Here is a 24,280-nt window from a genome sequence, read left to right on the forward strand (position 1 = left end):
TTATGGATCCGACAGTCAAGATTGAAATCAATCAGCCAATCATCCAAAAAGTCTTGCGGGTGGAAGAAGCTGCTGCTTGGCTGATGAAACTAAATAATGAAACAAAAATTTATTCTCAAGAAAACGTGAAACGCTGGTATGGTACATTGACGAAGTATTCTGTCCCACCGTATCGACCACAAGCAGATTTTGGCAGTCAAACTAAGCGAGTTTTGCGGCCAGGAATTTGTTGTCCTAAGTGTCATAAATTTGATTGGACAACTTATCGGTATTACTTATGTTGTTGTCATTGAGGTTTTTGTCAGAGCAAGGAGCAAGCGTATGTCAGCACGATTTGTGATCATGGCGTGTTATTTTTTAGGGGAAACTTGAAGCGTAAGGAGTTAAAGCAATTTTTTGGAAAGGATTGGAGTGAGAAATATATCCGGACCCAATTGAAAAAACATTTTTCTTGTTAAGTAACCATGGAAGGAGTAGTTGTTACCAAAATAAAGGATTAAAATTTGAATATTGGTTTAAAAATCAGCAGGATTATTTTAAGTCTCTTGAAAAAAGACAAAAGTGGAAGAAGAATTAGGGAATGCCGATCCGTTATATTAAATTTTACAGATGAATTTCATTGTAGCAGTAGTTACTCAGAGTCATAGGTCCGAAAAAAGTTAATTGGCTCCAAGTTAAAGCGATGTAGGTCCAAATGGAAGCTAAACGGCCCTAAGTTAGAGCGATGTGGGTCCAAATAGAAGTTAATTGGCCCCAAGTCGAAGCGATGTAGGTCCAAATAGAGATCCTAGCAAGTTCTATCTTAATAAATTATCCCCAGCTGCCTTTTGAAATGACAACTGGGGATAATTTTTATTCAAAAACATCGTTTGCAAGTACCTCTTGGACCCGTTTGATTTCAACCTGATTTAACTCGTATTTGTCAAAAACAAATTTATTGATCTCGTTTCTTAAATCTTTACCAGATAGTTGTTCTGTCACTAACTTTTCCAAACGTGTGCGCTCACTGACCGATAGTTTTGCAAAAGGTAGTTCTTCCAAATTGCCGCGCAAGACTTTCGGACTGGCAAATAAAACCTGGTTCAAGTATTGAAAGAGTGCTGAGTTCAAGAATGCTAGGACGGTTTTAACACTATGCGTGTCAACTTTTGGAACTAAGATATTTGCACTATTTAGTGTTAGTCGTTGTTGATCATCATAAGCGAAGATTAGTTGGTCGTTAATAAATTTGTACACTAACTTTTCTGGACTACGGTAGACTTCTTCTGTTGCTGTTTGTTGAAAATTCTCACGTTGAAACTTGAGGAAACGTTGTGGTGACCGCAACAAGTATGGCTGCACATCCTTACCAGTTAATAGTGGTTCTGCTCCTGTTGCTGCTTGCTTTAAGACATATTTCTGGTTATTCCCAGTCACGATCCCTAACCCCCAGGTACTGTTTCTTAGATCCGCATGTGGTTTTTGCCAAATGTCGTGTAAAATTTGGCAGTCACTTTTTTGTAATGGTAAGAAATTGTGTTGTGGCATTTTGTTTAAAGTTACTTGCGGAACTGTGATTTGCTGGCCACTTTTTCTGAAAATAACCTTATTATTAGTAGTTTTTCCTTTAGTCAGTACCAACAACACAACGTCTGAAACTACTCCCTGAAAGAGGTGCGGTAAATAAGTGATCGATTTAATTACACTATTTGCTAAAATCAACTGCCGCACTGGCTCATGCGTCCCGATATTTAACAGAGAAACTGGCAAGACAAAAGCTAAAGTGCCTCCATCACTTAGTTCCTGTACACTTTTCTCGATGAAGTAGGCAAATGAATCGGCCCTTTGAAATTGGCTATCAGGAACAGCTGTTAGTTTTTTTGCACCCCAGGGTGGATTTCCCACAATATAAGAGTACTTTTGTAAAGTGGGGGTTGGATCTCGCAAAAAATCTCTGACCACAATGTCCGGATAGGAGTTATCCGTTAGTGGAGCTTGCAGTAATAAATTGGCCGTTGCTAGTAAAACAGCGATTGGATCAGTGTCTGTGCCGTGTAAAGCTGCAACTGGGATATTAAATTCCCGTACTAACTCAACTAGGAAGATCCCAGTCCCTACCGCTGGATCCAAAAAGTCGGCATTATTGTCAACGAAAACTTGCTGTAATAATTCGTCGGCTGCAAAAAAAGGAGTATAGTACAAGCCATTTTTATTGCGTGCACCCTCAGCTTGCAAGGTTTGATAAAGCGCGCCTAAAAAGTCTGGCTCTTCAAAATCGACATGGAAGCGTTTAATACCTGGGATTTCTCTTACATGAGTAAGTTGTTTAGTCACTGCCTGTTGAAAGCGTGCTTTGTTGTCGTCACTGATAGTGCTTGCTTGTTTGACTGCCGATAAAGCGAGCTGGCAAATAAACTGTTGCAAGTCGAGCTTATTAACTGTAATGAAATCAGCCAGCGACAGGATCACTTGTTTATTTTCACTATTTTTAATGTATTTATCTGGGAAAATTTTACGTAGAGATTCTGTCTTATTGGCGCGATGCAGTAATTTTTTTTCGTTGCTGCCTAGTCGTTGCCAGTTTGCCAGAGTTGCTTTACTGACGGTTCGTTTCATCGGGCACTCTCCTAATGTTGTAATTATAATTATTTTAGCATGAAAGTTACCATAATATAAAAGAGGCTGGGACAAAACCATATCCCAGTCTCTTCTTTTGCTACGGCCAAAAATGGCGTAAACGACGTTACATACCGGCTTCAAAACGACTTTTGTCCCGCTCTCTATACGATCATTTAATTTGATTTAAGGCATCTTTGACTGCTGCTTGTAAAGCATAGCTTGATGTTGAGGCACCAGCGACGGCATCGACATTGACCTTATTTTGTTCAACCATTTTTTGTGGCAATTCTTTTAAGGCATTGACACCAACGTCGCTACTTTCACTTTGTTGTAAAATTTCAATGTTTTTAAGATTTTTATCATGATCGGCTGTCAAACGAACCACAATGTCCCCGCCGATTCCCTCTTGGCTGCGTCCAATGTATTGATTTGGGCCTGTCTCATAATGTTGATCGTTTAGGCGATCATCACTAGTGATCATGAAGGTGGAATTTTCTGAGTTTGTTACGACTTGTTCGGGCATGTCTTCTTTTGAGACAGCGGCGTTTTGCCCCGCAATTTTACCGAAAATCAGACATTCGGCTAAGTTTCCGCCTCCTTGATATTGGTTGGCACAGATCCCGCCAAGTTCACCAGCAGAATACAAATGTGGGATCGGTTCGCCCTTAGTATCAAGTACTTCTGCTCGTGAGTTGCGCCGCGGACCACCTTGGGTATTGAGCATGGTTTGTTTCATGCGTACGGCATAAATTGGACCAGTTTCAAATACTTTTAACGTTTCAGCTGGCCGGTGGAATTCTGGGTCGTTTTGATCTAACGCTGCCTGGTTGAACCGGGCTAATGTTATTTGTAAATTATCAGAATCAAGCTCAATTCTTTGGCCTAATTCTTCGATCGAATCTGCAACCACGATATTTTCTCGGTATGGGGCGTATTGTCCGATGATCTCATCAGCGTCCAACTCTTTTTTCTTAACTGAATCAAAAATCAAGTAAGGATGATCTTGATTAAGCGGAACTTTCCACTGTCCGTGATTTTTAATGTGTCCGTGGCGATTTTCTTCTGCTTCATTAAAATAACGTGTACCATCGTCACCAACCACAAAGATGCTCCCATGGGCCACAGCATTATTTTGCTCGCCGATCATCAAACGCCCACGGTGATTTTTTGGAACTGAAAAAGCCATACCATGTAATAAGCCGAGTGATTCAAAGTTATTCATGTGCCAAAGATCAGCGCCCACTTCTTGTGCCATCCGGACACCTGCACCTTGATTGTACAGAGTGCCAAGAGGGGTTAGGTTGGAGGCTCCTAAGTTATCTTCGACCATGGTCTGATTGTTTTCAAAACCACCTGTTGCTAAAACAACACCGTTTCTAGCCTGAATATTACGTAAAACGTGATCGCGTTCGATCACCACACCCATGATAGTTTTAGAAGTTGGATCTTGGATCAGTTCAATAGCTGGTGTACTATAGAGAACATCGATCTGTTGACTGCGATGTGAGATCTGTTGTTTCAAATTTTGCCATAAAGCAGCGTCAAACATTCCCGGGTGAACAGTCGTAAAATCATAGGATCCGACCCCGCCGTATTCAGGAAATTCCTCGTATGCATTACGGGCAAAACCGCCTTTTTCAGGAAAATGTTCCCGCCAGCTAAAGGGTTTTACTCCCAAATAGTTTTTAACGTATTTTGGTATATTGACCATTCCTTCAACAAAAGTATCGATTATTTTTTCATCTAAGTTCATAGGAGCAGTCAGATTTTGATAATATTTCTTAGTTTGGTCAAAATCACTACCAGTCCCGATCAATTGGGCGGAATAACGAGTATTACCACCTTCATGACCTTCTGGTGCGGAGTCAACTAGCAAGACTTTCGCACCATCATCCGCTGCAAAACGGGCCGCGGTTGCTCCGGCACCACCAAATCCTAAGACAACGACATCATATGTTGCATCAAAACGAACTTCATTTGTGATAGCCATTAGTTATCCTCCTTAATATCGCTTAGGTGTCTATTACAAGTTAATAGTATCACAAATATGAAAGCGCTTAAATCAAGAAGCTGCCATCTTCCATAGCAAATTTTATTTATCTGAATATGTCGAGTAAAAAATGCAATAGATCATGGAAACCGCTTAAAGATTATTCTTTGATGAGATGCAGCTAACAGATCAACTCAGATATATTAATAATGACTTTTTTTATTACACAAGTGCGAATTTTTTTGATATGTTAAAATAACAACAAGTATAGTGGACATAAAAACTTAGTTAGTAACGGTTCTGCAAAGGATAGCAGCACCCGTTTCCTGACTGAGTATATTTCACACTCTTATAAAAAAGAAGGACTTCTTATGCAACATAAAAATAAAAAAAGACATTTTTCGATGCCCACGGCCTTTACGATCTTATTCTTATTGATCGTTGTGATCGCCATTTTGACCTGGATCATTCCTGCCGGTAAATATGATGTTGATCAAGCAGGTGAGGTTATCCGTAATAGTTATCACGGTGTTTCAAGCAAGCCGCAAGGTTTATGGGATATCTTGATGGCGCCCGTTATTGGGATGGTCGGCAATGCTCAGACTGACGGTGCGATCTCGATTTCTTTATTCATCTTAGTGATCGGCGGTTTTTTGGGTGTTGTTAACCAAACTAATGCTTTAAACGATGGTATCAAAGTTTTAGTTAATAAATATTCCAAGCAAAAGAAAATGCTGATCCCTTTATTGACCTTATTATTTGCAATTGGTGGTTCAACTTTTGGGATGTCAGAGGAAACGATGGCTTTTTACCCATTATTGATCCCGATAATGCAAGCGATGGGATTAGATGCGCTAGTAGCGGTGGCAATTCCACTAGTGGGTACACAGATCGGTAATCTAGCTTCAACTGTTAATCCGTTTGCGACGGGTGTTGCCTCACAAACGTTACATATTTCGATGGGGGACGGCTTGATCTCACGGTTGATCCTGCTAGTTTTAACTTTGGCTTTGTCCGTGTGGTACATCTATCATTACGCTTCTAAAATCGAAAAAGATCCCACGAGATCATTGTTGTATACAAATAAAAATTCTGCTCAAATCACGGACGAAAAGACTTCATCAAAAGAAGTTCCGACTTTAACTAAGGGACAAAAGCACGTTTTGTGGATCTTTGGTTTGACATTTATGATCATGATCGTTGGGTTAGTACCATGGCAGACGATCGATCCTAACTGGACTTTTTTTGAGACATTTTTAAAGTGGCTCAGAAACGTTCCCTTCTTGGGTACATTATTTGGTAAAAACATGGTGGCTTTTGGCAGTTGGTATTTTAATGAGATCACAATGTTGTTTTTCGGAATGTCAATTTTGATCAAATTCGTTTATCATATGCCAGAAGAAAAATTTGTTGCTTACTTTATGGATGGAGTTAAAGACTTTGCCAGTGTTGCGATCGTGGTTGCTTTGGCACGCGGACTTCAAGTTGTAATGGACGCGGGTATGATCACTGACACTGTTTTGCACTGGGGTGAGCTAGTCTTGCAGGGTTCCAGCAAGATAATGTTCACACTTGTGACCTATGTCTTTTATTTGCCAATGACTTTTTTGATCCCATCTACTTCTGGTTTAGCTGCCGCGACGATGGGAATCATTGGACCGATGGGGCACTTTGCGGGCGTTGATCCTAACATCGTTGTCAGCATCTATCAGGCAGCTTCAGGTTTGATCAACATGTTGACACCAACTTCAGCTGTCGTAGTCGGTGCGATGCAGATCGCTCATATCAATATTTCAACTTGGTGGAAGTGGGTCTGGAAGTTAGCTTTAGGTTTGTTAGTACTTTCATGTGCATATTTTGTATTGTTAGCTGTGCTGTAAGTCAAATTAAAAGGAGGACTTTTCAAGATGGATAGACAAAGGCAAATTAAACTATTACAAGACCTGATTCAAATCGAGACGATCGATGATCACGAAAAACAAGTTGTTGATTATTTGGAAAAACTATTTGCGCCCTATGGTAACCGCGTTTCTTTAACACGTGTACCGTATCAAGGTGACCGTGAGAGTGTTGTTATTTCGATTGGCCCGACTAATGGTGATTTTACGCTAGGATTTTCTGGGCATATGGATGTTGTTAACTTAGGTGATCGTTCTGTCTGGAAAGATGATCCCTTTTCTGGCAAATTATACGACAATGATACTAAGATATATGGTCGAGGCACGACTGACATGAAGAGTGGTTTGGCTGGTATGATCGGAACATTTTTAACTTTACTAGATGAAAAGGTCGAATTAACTGGCGAGTTACGTCTTTTGGCCACGGTTGGTGAAGAAACTGGTATGTGGGGTTCAGAAGAGCTGACCAAGCAAGGTTATGTCGATGACTTAGATGTCTTGGTGATCGGTGAAGATACGACTGATTTGAATGTGGTCTATGCCAGCAATGGTGATATTGATTACACGGTCACATCGTATGGAAAAGTCGCCATTAGTTCTAAGGCTGGTGCAGGGATCAATGCCTTAGATAATATGCTTGATTTTATTGACTTGGCTAATGATAAATTACGTAATTTACCACGAATCCATGAAACTTTAGGACCAGTAGTGCATAACGTTACGATGATCTCGGGCGGAGACCAGGTCAATAGTATTCCAGGGAAAATCACAGCACGTGGTAATATTCGGATCAACCCGTTGTATACTGTGGCAGAGATCCAGGCGATCTTAGAAGATGTTGTAGGACAAATTAATCAAATGCCCCAACATAAGTTTGATTTACAATATGACTACTTGGGCGAAGCAGTTGATGGTGACCTTAAAGGTGAGTATGTCACCACGGCTAAGTCGATGTTGACTGATATTTTAGACAAACCTGTCAAGATCGTGGGTGAGCCAGGAGCAACCGATGCTTCTAATTTTGTCAAAAGCAAAAATGCTCCAACTATGATCGTGGTCGGTCCAGGCAATGATTCCGTGCATCAGATCGACGAATACGTGGATGTGGCGGAGTATTTAGCCGCGGCTGAGTTTTACGAAAGATTTGCGAAAAAATATTTAAGTTAATAATATAAGTCAGGGAGAGTGGACCAAAAGATGTTTTGAAGCCTTACTATAACCACGACTTCAAAACATTTTTTGGAACACGATTAAGGGCTGTTGATCTATCTCAATTAATGGGATAGACCAACGGCCTTTTTAGCATTGGAAGGCTAGTTTTGTCTCATCCCACTTTTTTTCCGTTTTTTAAGTTTCAAAAAAATATACAGAGTTAAATTTGTCCTCCGACAAACTCTGCTTGAGCAATTAACACTGGTTGATAATAATACAGAAAAGCTACCATTAAAATGGACTTTGTCTGAGATATTATATATAGTATACATAAATTTTTTTAGATAGCATTTTAGGTAAATTGTTGTTAGAATTGTCATCGATATTACTTATAAAATGTTAGCCAAAACAGAGGTGGAAATTTAAAGCTGGCAATTTTTAATGAAAGAGAGAGTTTAAGTAGTGGAAAAGAAAAAAATTATTGATGGTAAGACGCTAGTTGGCCTAGCTATTATTACTGTTTTCTGGTTTTCAGGCAGTTGGGGTGGAATGTCTGGCGACGCAGTTAAGGTTGCCGGTATTTTTATTGGTACACTGTTCTTGTGGTTGACGGTCGATATTTCCTGGCCAAGTATGTTAAGTATTGCCTTATTGTCTCTGGTACCTTCATTAGGCCCGGAGTCTGTTTTTGCAAGTTCGTTTGGGAATAGTACATTTTTGTTCTTAATGTTTACGTTTATTGTTACATATACTTTATCTCAGACTAGCATGATCAAACGTATCGCCGTTTTATTTGTGACAAATCGCTTTGCCCAGCGGGGGCCGTGGAGTTTCACGCTTTCTTTTTTTGCGGTGATCTTATTACTAGGGTTGTTCATGTCTCCTACGATTTTATTTTTCCTGTTATTACCGATCTTGGAAGAAATTTTTTCGCTATTGGATCTGCAAAAAGGAGAAAGTTTTGCGGAATTATTAATGGTTGGTTTAGTTGCTTTTACTTGTTTAGCTGCTGGAATGACACCGATCGCCCATGTTTATCCAGTTATCGCACTAGGGATCTTAGAATCGCTTACTAATATTTCTGTAGGTAACTTTGCGTACATTGAGTTTGCTTTGCCTGCTGGTTTGTTGATCTTTGCTGCGGTTATTTTGTTGTGGAAATTATTATTTAAACCAGATATGACTAAATTCAAACAATTGACGCGAGATGATTTTGCTGCAACTTTTGCCCATAAGTTGACCCGCCGTGAAAAATGGATCATTACAATTTTTGCTATTATCGTAGCGGCCTGGATCTTACCAGAACCGCTTAAGTCGCTCTGGCCGAATATCCCATTTGATTTGAGCAAGTATGGTAATGCTTTTCCACCACTAGTCGGCACGGTCGTACTGGCTATTTTAAATATCGATGGCAAACCGTTGCTTAATTTGAAAGATGCTTTATCTAATGGAGTTTCTTGGCCGACTTTACTGATGTCGACCGGCACTTTGGCGTTGGGCGCGGCTTTGACCAGCAAAAAAGTGGGGCTCTTAGACGTGATCCGTTCCGGGATGGGTTCTTTGATCAAGGGTCAGTCACTTGCTTTAGTCGTGGTATTGTTCATTGTTTGGACTGCCCTCGAAAGCAGCTTTTCTTCGCATATCATGACAGTGCAAGTTGTCGTATCCTTAGCCGTTCCAACTGCCATGGCAACGGGTCAGTTAAATGTAGCCGCTTTGGCTTGTGTGATCGGCATGGCTTCTTCGACGGGTATCGCTGCACCTTCAGCGATGCCTGCTACTGCGGCTGCGAGCGGCTCAGGCTGGGCTAATACATCGTCTTTGATGAAATATGGATTGGTTTTGTTAGTCGTTGTGATCGTTGTAATGGCGGTCGTGGCCTATCCATTAGCTGCCAGCATTTTATAGCAGACAAAATTTATCAAATGCGTGCGCGATTCAGCCACTGATTAGATTTAAAGGAGACAAGATGAAATTATGGGAAATATTCAAACAATACTGACTAACAGAGTCAGTGGATTATTAGCAAGTTTACGACATAGTGGGATCAAACAAGTTGTTTTATCACCGGGCTCACGTTCCACTCCTGTTGCGATCTTATTAGGAAAGATGCAAGATGAAGGTCAAATTAAATTATATATCGATGTTGACGAACGTTCGGCGGCCTTTTTTGGTCTGGGGATCGCTAAGGCTAGTGGTCAACCGGTACTGTTGGTATGCACGTCTGGGACCGCTGCTGCTAATTATTATCCAGCGATCTGGGAAGCTGATTCAACTAACGTGCCACTGGTCGTCTTGACCACAGATCGTCCGCCAGAATTACAAGAGATAGGTACACCACAGACTTTGGACCAGCCAAAAATGTATAGCACGGCTGTTAAAGGTTTTTATCAATTACCGTCTCCTAGCGCTGGTGATGGCAACGCAGAACTAGCCTATACTGATTATATTGTTCAAAAAGCAGTTGATCAGGCCTGCCAGCATCCATGCGGTCCGGTGCATTTGAATCTGCCGTTACGCAAACCATTGATGCCAGATGTTGATCAAGTTGTGAGCTTACCAGAACAAAACATTTTCCAAACAAAGCTGACACCAGTTTTAACATCAGCTGCGAAACAACACTTGACGCGACTATTTGCTGGTAAAAAAGGCTTGATCATCGCAGGTCCAGTCCAAGATGGGCACCAAAATGCCGCAGAGATCGCAGAATTTGCCGAACAGATGAACTGGCCGATCTTAGCTGATCCGTTATCTGGTTTACGGGGATACTCACACGCGTTAAGCACGGGGGACCAGCTTTTTAAAGCGTGGGACAAGCTACCCACTGATTTTCAACCGGAAGTGATCGTACGAACTGGGGCCACGTTAGTTTCAGCTTCCATGATCAACTGGTTGGCTAACAAAAGTGCACCAGTCATATATTTGGACGAAGATTGCTCGTGGAAAGACCATTCCTTAAGTACAACAGAAAGGATCGCAGCTGCTCCTGCACAGATCTTACCGCAGTTAAGCGACCTAAAGCCAGCTGTTAGCCAATGGTTTGAACGGTGGAGAAAATTAAGCCGAACTATTAGGAAAATACTTGAAACAGCTACCAGTTTTCATCCTTTGAATGAGCCAGGTGTTGCTAGTGTGATCAGTAAAAATTTACCAGCTGACGCAACTTTATTTGTCAGCAACTCCATGCCGATCAGGGATATTGACGTGCAATTTGATCCACAAATAACTAGCACTCAAGTATTATGTAACCGTGGGGCTGACGGGATCGATGGTGTTAATTCGACGGCATTAGGTGTGGCTTCACAATTACAAAATAATTATTTATATATCGGTGACTTAGCCTTTTTCCATGACCTGACAGGTTTGATGATGGCTCGAAAGTATGATTTAGATTTGACTGTCATCGTGCAAAATAATGATGGTGGCGGCATCTTTTCGATCTTGCCGCAGTACCAGGAAAAAACGCAGTTTGAAAAAGTTTTTGGAACGCCGTTGGATTTAAAAATTTCAGCAATTGCGGATATGTATGATGCCAAATATTGCAAGATAACAACGGCGGGTGAATTAGCGGACATTATTAGACAACAGCCGCATGGATTAACGATAGTTGAAGTTGTTGTACCACGCCAGGCTGTACCTGAACAACAAGATCACTTAAAAGCAGCAGTCGCTGACCGATTACAGGAGTTTTTAGATGAAAATCACGGTTAACTCACAAAAATATTACATTGAACAAAAAGGAAAAGGGACGCCGACCTGGTTACTGTTACACGGCTTTATGGGTTCGCATCATGACTTTGACCAGATCAGCGAACAATTACCTGGCCAAGTTTTAGTTCCAGACCTATTAGGGCACGGACAAAGCAGCTGTAGTCACCACCAACACGACTATCAGATGGAACGACAGGCCGCTGATTTGGCTAGTTTGTTAGAGCAATTACAGGTCAAACAAGTCATTTTAGTCGGGTATTCGATGGGAGGACGTTTAGCGTTAGATTTTGCTTTACGTTATCCAGATCTAGTACAAGCCTTAGTTTTGGAAAGCTCAACTGCCGGGATCGCCGACAAAATGGCACGACAAAAACGCATAGAACATGATGAACAACAGGCACAGCAATTAGAAAATGAGTCATTTAGTCGGTTTGTCGACTACTGGGAAAGCCTGCCTTTGTTTGATTCGCAAAAGCATTTGCCGACCAACATTCAACAAAAGATCCGCGAGCAGCGCCTAAGGCAAGACCCACAAGCATTAGCAGCTAGCTTGCGTGGGATGGGGACCGGCTCAATGCCTAATTTGTGGAAACAATTGCCGCAGCTTACTTGCCCCACGACTTTGCTAACTGGAAAATTGGATGCCAAATTCAACAAATTGACCAGTCAAATGAAAGAACTGATCCCCAAAGCACAAAGATATGTACTGAGTGGTGCAGGGCACAACCTACATTTGGAAAAGCCAGAGTTGTATGTATTACAATTACTACAAGTTTTCGCGCGCACGATGCAAGCAAAATAGGGGAGTTGTTGGATATGAAAATTGTGGATCTAAGGCTATTACCCATGACTTTACCGTTAAAGCAACCATTTGTTTCCAGTCACGAAACTTTGACACAGCGAGAATTAACTGTCATAGAACTGACAGATGTAAGTGGTCTTAGGGGCTATGGTGAACTAGAAGCATTTTCACAGCCATTTTATACCAGAGAAACACAGGTAACAGCACGATGGATAATAAAAAATGTTTTAGAAAGTTTGCTGGTAAATGTTGAGTTTGACCAGCCTGAAGACCTGTACACTAAATTAGCACCTGTTAAAGGAAATCATTTGGCTAAAGCCGCAGTCGACTCAGCGGTCTGGGACTTGTTTGCCAAACAACAACAGCGTTCCTTAGCGGATGTGTTAGCAAAAAAAGCGGACACTACTAGAAAAAATGTCGTTAAAGTCGGAATCAGCATCGGTATTTTGCCCCTTGAACAAACTATTAGAAGAGTTGAGCGCGCGATCAAGCAAGAGTATGGACGGATCAAGTTGAAGGTTCAGGGAAACGATGATTTGCAACGGATCGCTGCCGTACGGGAATATTTCCCGGCAATACAATTATGTGTAGATGCTAATGGCTCGCTAAAACCTGCATTAGGTTTGGCAGAAAAAATCGATGCTTTACAACTGACCATGTTAGAAGATCCTTTTTCTATGGAGCAGCACGAACAAACTGCTGAATTGCAAGCAAAGTTAAAAACGGACCTGTGCTATGATGAGCCGATCGAGAGTGTGGCAGACGCGATCCAGGCAATCGAGGCACATGAATGTCGCGTTATTTCGATGAAAACCAGTGTCTTGGGGGGGTTAACACCAGCCTTAGAAATGGTCGCGGCTCATAAAAGGTACGGCTTTCCCATTTGGTGTGGTGGCATGGTTGAAGGCGGCCTGGGCCGCGCAACTAATCTAGCTTTAGCGAGTTTGGATGAGTTTGCGTTTCCAGGCGACATCTCTGAAACAGCACAGTATTATGAAAAAGATTATGCTAGACCAGGGTTTGTGATTCAGCATGGGGCATTACAAGTGCCAACTGGAAGTGGAACTGGAGTTGAATTATGTCCAGGTCTTGAACGAATATAGTTTGAATGTCTGTACATTTGCTCAGTAGTCTCAGCAATAAAACATGCTATTACTTAAAAAAGCTTAACTAAAGGTCACCTTGATAGCTTTTAATTGATAAACTTTGGTACAATCTAAGAGGATATATAATTTTGGATTATTTGAAAGGATGATTATCAATGGTTTGGATCATTGTCATTGTGATCGTTGCAATTTTAGCAATTTATTTATGGACAAGTTATAATAAATTGCAACGCGCTACTAATAGTATCAATACAGCGGAAAAGCAGATCGATATTCAATTGAAGTATCGGGCTGATCTGATTCCGAATGTCGTTGAGACGGTGAAAGGTTATGCAACGCACGAACAAGAAACATTTACGAAGTTAACAGAAATGCGTAGTAAAGTAGCTGACTCTAGTTTGGATGTTAATGAACGTTCCAAAGCCGATCAGCAAATGTCACATACGCTAGGTAACTTATTTGCTGTGGCAGAAAACTACCCAGACTTAAAAGCTAGCACTAACTTCTTGAATCTTCAAGAACAGCTGACAACGATCGAAAATAAGGTCGCCGCTGCTCGTCAAATGTATAACAAGCATATCTTGTCATACAACAACTTGGTCACAACTTTTCCAGCCAACATTGTGGCTAAAATGTTTAGCTTCGCGGTTAAACCTAACTTGGAAGTTATTACAGATGAGTCACAACGGGAAGCTCCACAAGTTAAATTTTAAGGTGGCGATTAAAGTATGACCATTGAGGAACAGATTGCGAAAAATAAACGCAATTCAACGATCGTAATGATCGGCTTTAGTGCTTTGGTCACCATAATCGGCCTTTTCATTGGACTCTTAGTGGGTTGGATGATGGACTCGGCTCCAGAAGAACTGTGGAAAATCACTTTTATTACAGCTGGAGGATTCTTAATTGCGGCAGCTGCTTATTCTTTGTACGTATATTACAATACGACCAGTGTTTTTATGAGTTCGGTTCGTGGTAGGAAGCTCGAAGCACAAAATGCTTCCTTAGCTGAAACTCAGCTTTTGAATGTGATCGATGAATTACAGATTACAGCGGAGATCCCAGTCCCTGAAGTTTATTTAGTAAAAGATCAAGAAGCTAATGCTTTTGCGACTGGACGTGACCCAAATCACGCTGCAATAGGTGTGAATACTGGTTTGTTGAAAATGATGAACCGAGAAGAATTAAAAAGCGTCTTGGCTCATGAAATGTCGCACATCAAAAACTATGATATCCGTTCAGGTTCGATCACAGTAGCTTTGACGAGCTTTATTGCTGGTGTTGGTTATTGGTTAGTCGAACTTGGTGAGAGTACTTTGTGGTTTGGAGATAGTGGTCGTAGCCGACGGAAAAATGATAATGATAAAAGTAGCGCAATGATTGGTCTAGTCATGTTGTTAGGTGGTTGGCTGATCCAGTTGATCGGTGTGCCGATCGCATTATTGATGCAACTTGCGCTTTCACGGCAACGTGAGAGTTTAGCGGATATTTCCGGTGTGGATATGACACAAGATCCAAAAGGTTTGATCGATGCTTTGACCAAATTAAAGAAAGATCAGACCCCGAGTTCATACGCTAATAGTAAAGCAGCGACTTTATGTTTCCAGACTCCTTTATCAAAAAAAGACGTTAAAGAAATGAAAAAGGAAAACTTGGCCGAACCAAAGCAGCATAAATTTAGTTTAACGAGTTTACTCGACACTCATCCCCCATTGGATGAACGGATCGAGCGACTAAGAAAACTGATCGAATAAAAGAAAAATAAAAACATTTATACTTCTCCTTATAGTAGGCACAAAAGAAAAGCACGTATTCTGCTAATAAGGAGAGTTTTTTGTCTAGAAAACCAAACATGACAGTGAGCCAAAAGATGCTTTGAAGCCGATTTGTAACGATGATTGCGTTATTTTGGGTCGTAGCGAAACGAAGAACCAGGATAACACAATCGTTGTTACAGTAAGGCTTCAATCTTTTGGAACACGTTTAAGAGCCATCGATTTAACCCATTTTAATGGGATAGATGGATGGCCCTTTTATAACCGCACAGCTAGTTTTGTCCCAGCCCCTTCAGGCTGTTATTATGACTTTAACAATAAATGTGGTGCTTTTACCGTAGAAAAGTTGAGCTTAGGTTTAAAACTTTATAAGAGTAAAAAACAGTAATTCTCAACTAATGGCTGAATAGCTGAGAAATTACTGTTAAATATATAAAGGAAAAGCATAATTCAAGTAGTAATAGATTTAAGTGAAATCAACTACCATCCGTCCGATGATCTTGTTATTTTTCATTTCATCGATAATATCGTTGACTTCAGACAATTTACGTGTTTGCACGATTGGTTTAACTTTTTGCTCAGCACCGAATTGGAAAGCTTCTGCCAAATCTTGGCGTGTGCCGACTAAGGAACCAGCAACTTTGATTCCATCTAAAACAGTCTTAGAAATGTTGAGCTGCATGTCACCTTGAGGCAAGGCAATTGCAACCAAGGTCCCGTCTGCGCGTAAGGCGTTGACGGCGGAGGTGAAAGAATCCTTGCTAACAGCAGTGATCACAGCACTATGCACACCACCAACTTTATCTTGCAAGACCTGTGCAGCATCTTCTTTATTGGAGTTGATCGTCAAGTCAGCGCCTAATTTTTTAACTGCTGCTAGTTTGTCATCGTTAATGTCAACAGCTGCTACATGGGCACCGAAGACATTATGAGCGTATTGCACTGCTAAGTTTCCTAAGCCTCCGGTCCCAACTACTTCAACCCATTGGCCAGGTTTAAGGTCGCCAGTTTTTAAACCTTTGTAGACTGTGACGCCAGCACAAGTTAATGAAGTAGCCTCAACCGGGTCTAATTCGTCTGGGACTTTGACAGCGTAGTTAGCGGGTACGATACATTCTTCGGCCATGGCACCATCAACGTTAAAACCGGAGTTTAAAACATTACGACATAAGGTTTCACGGCCAGTTGTGCAGTATTCACAGTGACCACAACCAGAATAGAACCATGCGATCGAAACACGGTCACCAACTTTAAGGTTAGTAACATCACCAGCTGTTTTGATCACTTTCCCGACACCTTCATGACCGATGATCCGACCAGGGACCTTGCCAAAATCCCCGGCAGCGACATGCAGATCAGTATGGCACAGGCCACAATATTCCATTTTGACTAAGGCCTCACCTTCGTGTAAAGCACGCAAAGTAACGTCCTTAATATCAACATAACCATCACAATTATCACGAACTACGGCAGCTTTCATTATAGATATCCTTCTTTCTAAAAAACGTTTTCAACACTATAAAGAGTAATCAATAATTCAGTATTAGTCAAGTGAAATAATTAACAAAAACAGGATTCAAGTTTTGACATATAGCTATACACCCACAAATTAATGGGGGGTAATAAAAAATAATAAAATCACAAAAAATAACATTTAAATAATAACAGTTAAAAAATTAAATTTGTCTAGTCGTCAAACACCTTGATAAAAAAGCTAGTCGATGATTTTTTCATAAGAATGACTTTTTAGTTCATTATGATTGACATCTTCCAGCAAAATTTTGTATCCTTAAATTCGTTTGTTTTTATCAATACATATGGATAGAAAAATGTTTAGTTTGCCCCCAAACTGGACGCAAGTTTTAAAGTGGAGCGTTTGGATGAAGCTTAACTGAACGTAAGTCTTAAAAAGGAACGTCCAGTTAAAGTCAAACTGAACGCAAGTGTTAAAAAGAAAGGTTTAGTTGAACCCAAACTGAACCCAAATCTTTAGGAGAATCGTTATGAGAAAATTTAGGATCCAGAGTTTTGTTTTAATATTATTAGCCTTTGTTTTAGGCTTTAGTGAATTTATTATTGTCGGTATTTTGGATGATATCGCTCAGCAGTTTTCAGTTGATATTTCTGTGGTTGGGTATTTAGTTACTATCTTTGCTCTTGTTTACGCAGTAAGTACTCCGATCGTTACCAGTCTCATTAAGAGCAATCTCTATCGTGCTTTACTATTATTACTGGGGATCTTTACATTTGGTAACTTACTGACAGCTGTGTCTCCAACATATTCAGTGCTAGTTATTTCACGGGTCGTGACTGCGATCGTTTCCGGTGCTGCAATTTCATTAGCAATGACATTTGCGACAGTCATTGCTCCGTTAGAAAGACGGGCTTGGTTAGTAAGTTGGATCTTTTCCGGTTTCAGTATTGCATCGGTTTTTGGTGTACCTTTGGGAACTTGGATCAGTACGACTTTTGGCTGGCGTGAAACTTTCTATACGATCACAGCTTTTAGTGTGCTGACATTTATCTTAGTTATCAGGTTTTTGCCACGTGACCTAGAACAGGCTAAAAGCAGCGGGATCCGTGACCAGTTCGTGATTTTCAAAGACCCACGTATCTTATTGAGTGTGGCAGTTGCAATGTTTAGTTTGGCAGGCGTATATGTATTTTACACATACCTACGTCCGATTTTATCCCAAACACTAAATTATGCGCCATCTATGATCACTCTCATGTTGACGATCTACGGTATTATGTCATTGTTTAGTAATCAGTACAGTGGAAAAATTGCGGACAATCGTGGTCTTAAAGCAATGCCGACTGTTTATGTGATCGAACTTTTAGCCTTAGGAGCGATGCCGTTATTGCTTAATAGCAAGATCATAGGTACGATCGATGTAATGTTAGTAGGGGCTTTGATGTATCTGATCAACTCCCCAGTCCAGCTGCATATTTTGAGTGTGGCTGAACATGATTATCCCCAAGCGATGGTTCTAGCATCGTCACTAAATTCTATTTTTGCTAACTTTGGGATCTCTTTAGGTTCTGCTGTCGGCGGCATCGTTGTCAGCAATTTTGGGATTCAAAATGTTGGTTTTGGTGGTTCAATTTTTACGCTGATTACTTTAATCGCTGTGATCATGTTGAACAAGACTAATGATAAACACATTAGTGAATAGATACTAATAACACCATTTGCTTAGTAGAAACAATTTCTATTAGGCAAATGGTGTTTATTAGATAAAATAATTATATTTTACCAAAAATTTTACGATATCTAAGTGTAATTAAAACAGCTAATACGAATCCAAGTAAAGCGATAATTACATCGAACAGCCATATATTAGCTAAGTTTGAAGACATCATTCCTGTAAATAAGGGGATTGTAAATGAAGCAATTGATCCGGCGGTATAGAATGCTCCAGTAATAGTTCCCTTTGCTTTTGGAAAGAAGGATGACATCACCGTCAGACCTAGCTGCATGACACCGCCAGCTGCTGAAAAGCCGACAACAAAAGACATAATTGAGCAGATTAGTGCTGTTGGGAACAAATACATTGTTAAGAGTGCAATAAATGAAATTAGAGTATAGGTAATTAAGAATTGAATTTCTTTTACGGCTTTTTTAGCAAGTGCCGCTGTTACAAAAACGCAGACGATAGAACCTATACTGTAATAACTGATCAACGCGTGAGAACTAGTATTCCCCATTTGTGCAACTTCTGACCCAAACTGGCTTAACCATTGGCTAACTAGATAAAATGTTGCTTGAGAAACATAGCCATACAGAATAAATAATGTTCCGTCTATCCAGAGGCTCCCCAAATTTTTATTTTTTTGTACTAAGGAATCCTGCTTATCTGAGCTTTCATTCTGTTCGTTAACAATTTTGGGAAATTTACCAACTGTTACCATAAATAACAAATTAAGGATAAGTATAGCAATACATAAAATAAAGGACCAACCATACCATAAATTAAGACTAACGATCATGCTTATTAAAAGAGGTAAGATAAATTGACCTCCGGAAACAAAAGCTTTGATAATTACATTAGCAGTACCTTTGGAATCTGGAAACATCTCCATTAATGCTGGATAAGTACCAGAATCTAAAAATGAATTAGCCATTCCGGCCAGGATACCAAAGATATACGCTATGGTAATGGAAGGACTTAACAAAACTCCTGCAAAAAACAGAAGATATGTGCTAGCTCCTAAGATAACAAATGGCTTTCTACCAAACTTATCCGATAATATTCCTGAAATTAACAAAGGAATTAGTCGACCAATCCCTAATGAAGAAATTACAATTGCAACTCCTCCTGTATTTGTGTTCCACTGTTTTGATAAAGCAACCATATTTTGGGCTAAAATTATAACGCCCATACCATGAACAAAGTAATTTAAATATAAACTAATGGCTGTTGGCATGTATTTATTTTTCATAATTTTCCCCTCAGTAATTCATCCTAAAAAGTCTAATCATTGTCATCAAACAAAATATTATGGATATAATCAACAGGCATGTCTTCACCAGTCCAGAGTTTAAACGCTGCAGCGCCTTGTTCAAGCATCATTCCCAAGCCATCAAAGACTTGTTTTACTCCGGCTTTTTGAGCTACTTCCATTAATTTGGTCGTCCGTGGTGCATAAACCGTATCAAAGACAACTAAATCTTTACGCAACCATGAAGGATCATTAACTAAACTTTGGTCTTCCAAAGGTTTCATCCCTACACTAGTGGCATCCGCATAAATATAAGCGCTATTAATTTCATTTTTGAAATCTTCTTTATCTTCTAAACGATGTAAGGTTGCTTTACAATCCGTTTTTTCATTAATTAGTTCAACGTTACGTTTTGCCTGTTGGAAAAATTCATCATCACGGTTAAAGATAGAGATCTCTTTAACGCCATCTAAAGCACACTGAATGGCAATGGCTGTCCCAGCACCGCCAGCACCAGCTAATGTCATCTTTTTACCACGAATGTCAATTCCTTCATCATCTAATGATTTGATCATACCGGTACCGTCAGTGGTGTAGCCTGTTAAAACGCCATCATCATTTACGATAGTATTAACAGCACCTATCATTTCAGTTGCTGGGTCAAGTTTGTCTAAATATGGTATCACCTTTTGATTATTAGGCATTGAAACATTAGAACCACGCATATCTAAAGTTTTGATTGCTTCTATGGCTTTAGGAAGTTTATCATTTGTGATTTCAAATGCAAGGTAAGCAAAGTTTAACCCTAGTTTTTCAAATGCATGATTGTGCATTGTAGGTGACATTGAATGGCGAATTGGGTAGGCCATTAAGCCAATTAATATCGTATGACCATCTAACTGTTTTAAAGACATAAAAAAGCACTCCTTTTTTTTGCTAACATTGTTACTTAATTCACTAACGATGTTAGCACAGTCTTATTATAGAATAAATAAGGTAAATCCTTTGAAAGAATAGGCATAGCCTATAAAACGTGATGAATTAGTAAAAGGAATACCAAAACTGAAGAAAATAAAATCATTTTTTTGATGAAAAATAAATATTTATCTTTTAGCACACAAATAATAAATAATAAATTAACAAAATATTTTTTGAATTGTAAAACGCATTAGAAAAAATTGGATAATAAGTTTTTAGATTGTGTGAAATGGTTACACATCTTATTGCTTTTAAATCAGTTTAGCAAAATCTGTTGCATTATTTTTGACATAATTAGTAAAATTTTGAATTAATTCTGGTTTGTAAGAGTCAGTGTTTTGTGCCATATAAAGGACTTGTGAAAAGGACTCTTCTTTCATCGAAAGTGTTTTTACGTTGTATCTTGTTAAAATGTCAGATTCAGGAATTATGCCAATTCCTAAGTTTTGTTCTACTAAACTACATAATGTTGAGTCATCTAAGACATTAAATGTAACGTGCGGTATTAAGTCTTTTTCATTAAAATAATTATCAACAAGTGGACGGAAACAGCTTTTTTTACTGAATGTAATAATGCCGCTTTTTTGAATATCTTTTAATTCAACTTTATTTTTATTGGATAAAGGATGATTCATACCAACTATAAATTTGACCTTTTGTTTATAAATCGGAAAAAGCTCATTATTTTTCCATCGAGGATCACCTGTAGAAAATATAATGTCGAATTTTCCTTCCTGTAAATCTTTCATAAGAGTTGAAGTGTCTTTTTGTGAGCATTTAAAAGATACTTGGCTTTTTTGAAGATAACTTGAAATTATTGCAGGAATGAATTTACTTCCTAAAGAGTAAATAAAACCGATATTGATTTCACCTGTATCTAAATCTGACATGGATCGAACAATCTTTTTAGCCTGGTCAATGTTGTTAACCGCGGGGTTTATATAATCATAAAAGGCTTGTCCGTATCGGTTAAGTTTTATACGGCGTCCAATACGATCAAAAAGCTGGACGCCGATCTCGTTTTCTAAATTGTGAATTCCTTGACTTAAGGAGGGCTGAGAAACAAACAAGTCTTCTGCAGTTTTTTTCATTTGTTCTGTTTTTGCAAGGCTAACAAAATAATATAATTGCGATAAATTCATCTTTGAGCTTCCTTTGCTTACTGAATTTTGGTGTTACATAGTCAACATCTAATATATAATTATAAACACCTATTGGAAAAAAGAAAATTATCGCCGTACCATGAAATTATAAATGTGAAAAAATTATCATAGTTAATTAAGTCGAAAGGGGCACTTTTAGTTATGAAGAAAATAAATGTAAGAGCTTTGGGACATAATGGTCCGATTGATTTTGTATTAAAACTAAATAATAATTCCCTAGAGGATATTGAAGTTACCAAACATACAGAAACACCAGGGATCTTTAAGCAGGTTTTTGATAATCTGCGAGATAGTATATTAGATAACCAAAGTTTCCAAGTGGATGCGATAAGTGGCGCTACTGTTATGAGTCAAGCTATTTTAGATTCTGGGGAAAATGCAGTAGAAAATGCCGGTATTAAATTAGATAGTAAATCAAAAATATCTAGTAAAGAAAATCAAAAGATAAATTCAGATGTAGTTGTTATTGGCAGCGGAGGTGCTGGTTTAGTTGCGGCTTGCCGTATGCTTGATTTAGGTAAAAGAGTTGTTTTGTTGGAGAAAAATGGATATTTAGGTGGCGCGACTATATTAAATGGATCGAACGTCACAGCAACAAATTCTAAAAAAGCTCAGGCCATTTTTGGAAACGATTCTAACAAAGATTCACCTGAACTTTTAGCTTCAGATGTTGCTGATGAATGCTTAAATACAAATGATAGTAGACTTACTAAATTGATGACAGAAAACATTGGTTCGGCTATTGACTTCATTAGTGGTTTTGCGGATCTACCTTATCAGAAAGCACAAACGCAAACTCCTGAGCACTCAGTACAACGTCAAGTAGAATTACCATCTTCTAGTAGTTTTGAGTTTATTCAAAAAGTGTCTAATGCTTTCAAGAAAAAAGGTGGAAAAATCTACCTGGATGCACGTGTTGAAGAGATATTAATGGATGAAGATCAACAAGTTACAGGTGTAAAAGCAGAGAGTCGTAGTGGTAGTTTGACTGTTAATGCACCTGCAGTAATTATTGCTACAGGTGGGTACGGTGCTAATCAGAAAATGAGGGGCGAAGAAAGCCAAGGGATAGATTATTATGGACCTCAGACTTCGACAGGTGATGCGTATGAATTTCTCAAGCCTCTCGATCCAAAATCAACTAACATAGGCTGGTATAAAATTTACCCGCACGGTGTAGAAGTTGAACCTGGAATTGCTAAACTAACAACCTACGCTTCTAAAAAAGCTACGGATATGGGAGCAATATATGTTAATAGTGATGGAAAAAGAATCGTTAATGAATCTGATGTTTATGCAAAATTTCGGAATGCCGTTTTAAAACAACCAGACAAAATTGCCTTTTTGATCATGGATAAACGAACCTGGGAAAGCTTTTATAATTTGTTGATCTTACATGACTTTTCTCCCGATGAAATAGAAGGATATTTTAAAAATGAGGGTGAGAAAGCACCAGTTTTTGTGAAGGGAAGCTTGGCTCACGTTTGCCAAAAAGCAGGGATTAACTTTGATAATTTGCAGGAAACCATGCACTCATATGAAAAGGCGGTTAAGCGTGGAAAGGATACTGAATTTGATCGTAGTGCACATTGGCTGCATAGTTATGAAGGTGAAGAATATTATGTGGTTGAACAACGTGATCGTTTCGCAACAACTTTAGGTGGATTAGTAACGACTTCAGAGTTACAACTTCAAAGAAAAAATAATAAAACGATCCCAAATATTTGGTGCGTTGGAGAAGTTGTTGGTGGAGCAAATGGTCATGATTCAATGCCAAGTATGATGAATACGTGGAGTTTTTCTTCTGGTTATTTTGCAGCTAATAAGATTTTTTCATATTTGCAAAAGAGTAAAAAAGATGTTGTTAAAGTTAAAAATGTTGAATTTGGAAGTGGGCGTCCGAAAGTTGCTGTTCCCTTGACCGCAAAAACTGAAGACGATTTAATCGACCAAGCAAAACAGATTAACGGGGAAAATGCCGATTTAGTTGAATGGAGATTAGACAGTTTTCAAAATGTTGAAGATGAGCAGTCATTAAAACAGGCAAGTGTAAAGTTAAGACAGAATCTGCCCGATTTACCCGTTTTAGCAACCTTTAGAACGGTTAACGAGGGTGGTAACTATACCTTAAATAGTGATAAAGACTATTTTCAAATTTGTAGGAATGTTGTTATAAATCACCTGGCTGATCTAATGGATCTAGAACTAAAACATGATCAAGATACATTAAAAAATCTTATAAGCCTTGCCAAAAAAGAAAATATAAAGATAATAATGAGTAATCATAATTTTGAAAAAACAGATTCAAAAGAAGAAATCGTCCATAGATTATCCCTAATGGAGAAATTGGGCGCAGATATTGCTAAAATAGCGACTATGCCTAATAATTCAACCGACGTCTTAAAGCTTTTAGAAGCTACTGATGAAGCTAAAAGTGCTTTGAGCATACCTTTGATAACAATGTCAATGGGTGACATTGGTAAAATCTCTCGAGTTTCTGGAGAAATTTTTGGTTCGTGTTTAACCTTTGGTACTGTAGGACAATCTTCTGCCCCAGGGCAAATTGAGTCAAAACAGTTATTTGATCTGTTGGATGTATTTAAGCTGACTCATGACTAATTTAGTGTAGTATTTTGGATATTAAATCACCTATGTAAATGAATT

The 24,280-nt window shown here is 39.1% G+C and carries 17 protein-coding genes; 11 read left to right on the plus strand and 6 right to left on the minus strand.

Features of this window, described 5'->3' with window-relative positions:
• The first annotated feature begins 2 nt into the window (after positions 1 to 2).
• Complete coding sequence (locus LACPOB_RS0108725; RefSeq protein WP_017868459.1) at positions 3 to 293, plus strand: hypothetical protein; 291 nt, start codon at positions 3 to 5, stop codon at positions 291 to 293.
• Between the two features lie 559 nt (positions 294 to 852).
• Here the strand turns inward: LACPOB_RS0108725 and LACPOB_RS0108730 are convergent.
• Together LACPOB_RS0108730 and LACPOB_RS0108735 are read right to left on the minus strand one after the other, a co-directional pair.
• The gene (locus tag LACPOB_RS0108730) at positions 853 to 2,595 is read right to left on the minus strand and encodes an N-6 DNA methylase family protein (protein ID WP_017868460.1); all 1,743 of its coding nucleotides are present in this window, start codon (positions 2,593 to 2,595) and stop codon (positions 853 to 855) included.
• Positions 2,596 to 2,767: 172 nt separating this feature from the next.
• Positions 2,768 to 4,588 (minus strand): FAD-binding protein, encoded by a 1,821-nt coding sequence (locus LACPOB_RS0108735; RefSeq protein ID WP_017868461.1) that lies wholly within the window; start codon positions 4,586 to 4,588, stop codon positions 2,768 to 2,770.
• A gap of 371 nt (positions 4,589 to 4,959) precedes the next feature.
• On the opposite strand from LACPOB_RS0108735, the gene LACPOB_RS0108740 reads away from it, so the two are divergent.
• The 8 genes from LACPOB_RS0108740 to LACPOB_RS0108775 all read left to right on the plus strand — a co-directional run bounded on the left by LACPOB_RS0108740 (position 4,960) and on the right by LACPOB_RS0108775 (position 15,011).
• Positions 4,960 to 6,468 (plus strand): YfcC family protein, encoded by a 1,509-nt coding sequence (locus LACPOB_RS0108740; RefSeq protein ID WP_017868462.1) that lies wholly within the window; start codon positions 4,960 to 4,962, stop codon positions 6,466 to 6,468.
• Between the two features lie 27 nt (positions 6,469 to 6,495).
• Positions 6,496 to 7,653, plus strand: a complete 1,158-nt coding sequence (locus LACPOB_RS0108745) for an ArgE/DapE family deacylase (protein ID WP_017868463.1) — start codon at positions 6,496 to 6,498, stop codon at positions 7,651 to 7,653.
• Between the two features lie 447 nt (positions 7,654 to 8,100).
• Positions 8,101 to 9,546 (plus strand): SLC13 family permease, encoded by a 1,446-nt coding sequence (locus LACPOB_RS0108750; RefSeq protein ID WP_017868464.1) that lies wholly within the window; start codon positions 8,101 to 8,103, stop codon positions 9,544 to 9,546.
• Between the two features lie 69 nt (positions 9,547 to 9,615).
• Positions 9,616 to 11,349, plus strand: coding sequence for a 2-succinyl-5-enolpyruvyl-6-hydroxy-3-cyclohexene-1-carboxylic-acid synthase (gene menD / locus LACPOB_RS11985; protein ID WP_017868465.1), 1,734 nt, complete (start codon positions 9,616 to 9,618; stop codon positions 11,347 to 11,349).
• Positions 11,333 to 12,151 (plus strand): 2-succinyl-6-hydroxy-2,4-cyclohexadiene-1-carboxylate synthase, encoded by an 819-nt coding sequence (gene menH / locus LACPOB_RS0108760; RefSeq protein WP_017868466.1) that lies wholly within the window; start codon positions 11,333 to 11,335, stop codon positions 12,149 to 12,151. Before menD ends, menH begins: the two co-directional genes overlap by 17 nt.
• A 14-nt stretch (positions 12,152 to 12,165) precedes the next feature.
• Positions 12,166 to 13,254: an o-succinylbenzoate synthase gene (gene menC, locus LACPOB_RS0108765; protein ID WP_017868467.1), complete on the plus strand. Its 1,089-nt coding sequence runs from the start codon at positions 12,166 to 12,168 to the stop codon at positions 13,252 to 13,254.
• A gap of 158 nt (positions 13,255 to 13,412) precedes the next feature.
• The gene (locus tag LACPOB_RS0108770) at positions 13,413 to 13,970 is read left to right on the plus strand and encodes a LemA family protein (RefSeq protein WP_017868468.1); all 558 of its coding nucleotides are present in this window, start codon (positions 13,413 to 13,415) and stop codon (positions 13,968 to 13,970) included.
• A 15-nt stretch (positions 13,971 to 13,985) separates the two neighbouring features.
• A complete protein-coding gene (locus LACPOB_RS0108775; RefSeq protein ID WP_017868469.1) occupies positions 13,986 to 15,011 on the plus strand; it encodes a M48 family metallopeptidase in 1,026 nt (341 codons plus the stop codon).
• Between the two features lie 487 nt (positions 15,012 to 15,498).
• Here the strand turns inward: LACPOB_RS0108775 and adhP are convergent, their stop codons facing one another.
• The gene (gene adhP, locus LACPOB_RS0108785; protein WP_017868471.1) at positions 15,499 to 16,512 is read right to left on the minus strand and encodes an alcohol dehydrogenase AdhP; all 1,014 of its coding nucleotides are present in this window, start codon (positions 16,510 to 16,512) and stop codon (positions 15,499 to 15,501) included.
• Positions 16,513 to 17,035: 523 nt separating this feature from the next.
• Here adhP and LACPOB_RS0108790 point away from each other — a divergent pair.
• The gene (locus LACPOB_RS0108790) at positions 17,036 to 18,208 is read left to right on the plus strand and encodes an MFS transporter (protein ID WP_017868472.1); all 1,173 of its coding nucleotides are present in this window, start codon (positions 17,036 to 17,038) and stop codon (positions 18,206 to 18,208) included.
• 70 nt (positions 18,209 to 18,278) lie between these two features.
• On the opposite strand, the gene LACPOB_RS0108795 is transcribed toward LACPOB_RS0108790, so the two are convergent.
• From LACPOB_RS0108795 to LACPOB_RS0108805, 3 genes are all read right to left on the minus strand, one after another.
• Positions 18,279 to 19,475, minus strand: a complete 1,197-nt coding sequence (locus tag LACPOB_RS0108795; protein WP_017868473.1) for an MFS transporter — start codon at positions 19,473 to 19,475, stop codon at positions 18,279 to 18,281.
• A 32-nt stretch (positions 19,476 to 19,507) separates the two neighbouring features.
• Positions 19,508 to 20,389 carry a shikimate dehydrogenase gene (locus LACPOB_RS0108800; protein ID WP_017868474.1) on the minus strand — a complete coding sequence of 294 codons (882 nt, stop codon included), beginning with the start codon at positions 20,387 to 20,389 and terminating at the stop codon, positions 19,508 to 19,510.
• A 315-nt stretch (positions 20,390 to 20,704) separates the two neighbouring features.
• Positions 20,705 to 21,595, minus strand: coding sequence for a LysR family transcriptional regulator (locus LACPOB_RS0108805; RefSeq protein WP_017868475.1), 891 nt, complete (start codon positions 21,593 to 21,595; stop codon positions 20,705 to 20,707).
• 162 nt (positions 21,596 to 21,757) lie between these two features.
• Here LACPOB_RS0108805 and aroD point away from each other — a divergent pair, with 162 nt between their 5' ends.
• Positions 21,758 to 24,235: a type I 3-dehydroquinate dehydratase gene (gene aroD, locus LACPOB_RS11990; RefSeq protein WP_017868476.1), complete on the plus strand. Its 2,478-nt coding sequence runs from the start codon at positions 21,758 to 21,760 to the stop codon at positions 24,233 to 24,235.
• Positions 24,236 to 24,280 lie beyond the last annotated feature (45 nt).

This window comes from Ligilactobacillus pobuzihii E100301 = KCTC 13174 (assembly GCF_000349725.1).
Taxonomy (GTDB): domain Bacteria; phylum Bacillota; class Bacilli; order Lactobacillales; family Lactobacillaceae; genus Ligilactobacillus; species Ligilactobacillus pobuzihii.

What these genes read in the sequence shown, in the direction of transcription:
- LACPOB_RS0108790 (WP_017868472.1), top strand. Translation starts at nt 17,036, where the DNA reads ATGAGAAAATTTAGGATCCAGAGTTTTGTTTTAATATTATTAGCCTTT.
- LACPOB_RS0108730 (WP_017868460.1), bottom strand. Translation starts at nt 2,595, where the DNA reads ATGAAACGAACCGTCAGTAAAGCAACTCTGGCAAACTGGCAACGACTA.
- LACPOB_RS0108770 (WP_017868468.1), top strand. Translation starts at nt 13,413, where the DNA reads ATGGTTTGGATCATTGTCATTGTGATCGTTGCAATTTTAGCAATTTAT.
- LACPOB_RS0108805 (WP_017868475.1), bottom strand. Translation starts at nt 21,595, where the DNA reads ATGAATTTATCGCAATTATATTATTTTGTTAGCCTTGCAAAAACAGAA.
- LACPOB_RS0108745 (WP_017868463.1), top strand. Translation starts at nt 6,496, where the DNA reads ATGGATAGACAAAGGCAAATTAAACTATTACAAGACCTGATTCAAATC.
- aroD (WP_017868476.1), top strand. Translation starts at nt 21,758, where the DNA reads ATGAAGAAAATAAATGTAAGAGCTTTGGGACATAATGGTCCGATTGAT.
- adhP (WP_017868471.1), bottom strand. Translation starts at nt 16,512, where the DNA reads ATGAAAGCTGCCGTAGTTCGTGATAATTGTGATGGTTATGTTGATATT.
- LACPOB_RS0108725 (WP_017868459.1), top strand. Translation starts at nt 3, where the DNA reads ATGGATCCGACAGTCAAGATTGAAATCAATCAGCCAATCATCCAAAAA.
- LACPOB_RS0108775 (WP_017868469.1), top strand. Translation starts at nt 13,986, where the DNA reads ATGACCATTGAGGAACAGATTGCGAAAAATAAACGCAATTCAACGATC.
- LACPOB_RS0108795 (WP_017868473.1), bottom strand. Translation starts at nt 19,475, where the DNA reads ATGAAAAATAAATACATGCCAACAGCCATTAGTTTATATTTAAATTAC.
- LACPOB_RS0108735 (WP_017868461.1), bottom strand. Translation starts at nt 4,588, where the DNA reads ATGGCTATCACAAATGAAGTTCGTTTTGATGCAACATATGATGTCGTT.
- menD (WP_017868465.1), top strand. Translation starts at nt 9,616, where the DNA reads ATGGGAAATATTCAAACAATACTGACTAACAGAGTCAGTGGATTATTA.
- LACPOB_RS0108800 (WP_017868474.1), bottom strand. Translation starts at nt 20,389, where the DNA reads ATGTCTTTAAAACAGTTAGATGGTCATACGATATTAATTGGCTTAATG.
- menC (WP_017868467.1), top strand. Translation starts at nt 12,166, where the DNA reads ATGAAAATTGTGGATCTAAGGCTATTACCCATGACTTTACCGTTAAAG.
- LACPOB_RS0108740 (WP_017868462.1), top strand. Translation starts at nt 4,960, where the DNA reads ATGCAACATAAAAATAAAAAAAGACATTTTTCGATGCCCACGGCCTTT.
- menH (WP_017868466.1), top strand. Translation starts at nt 11,333, where the DNA reads ATGAAAATCACGGTTAACTCACAAAAATATTACATTGAACAAAAAGGA.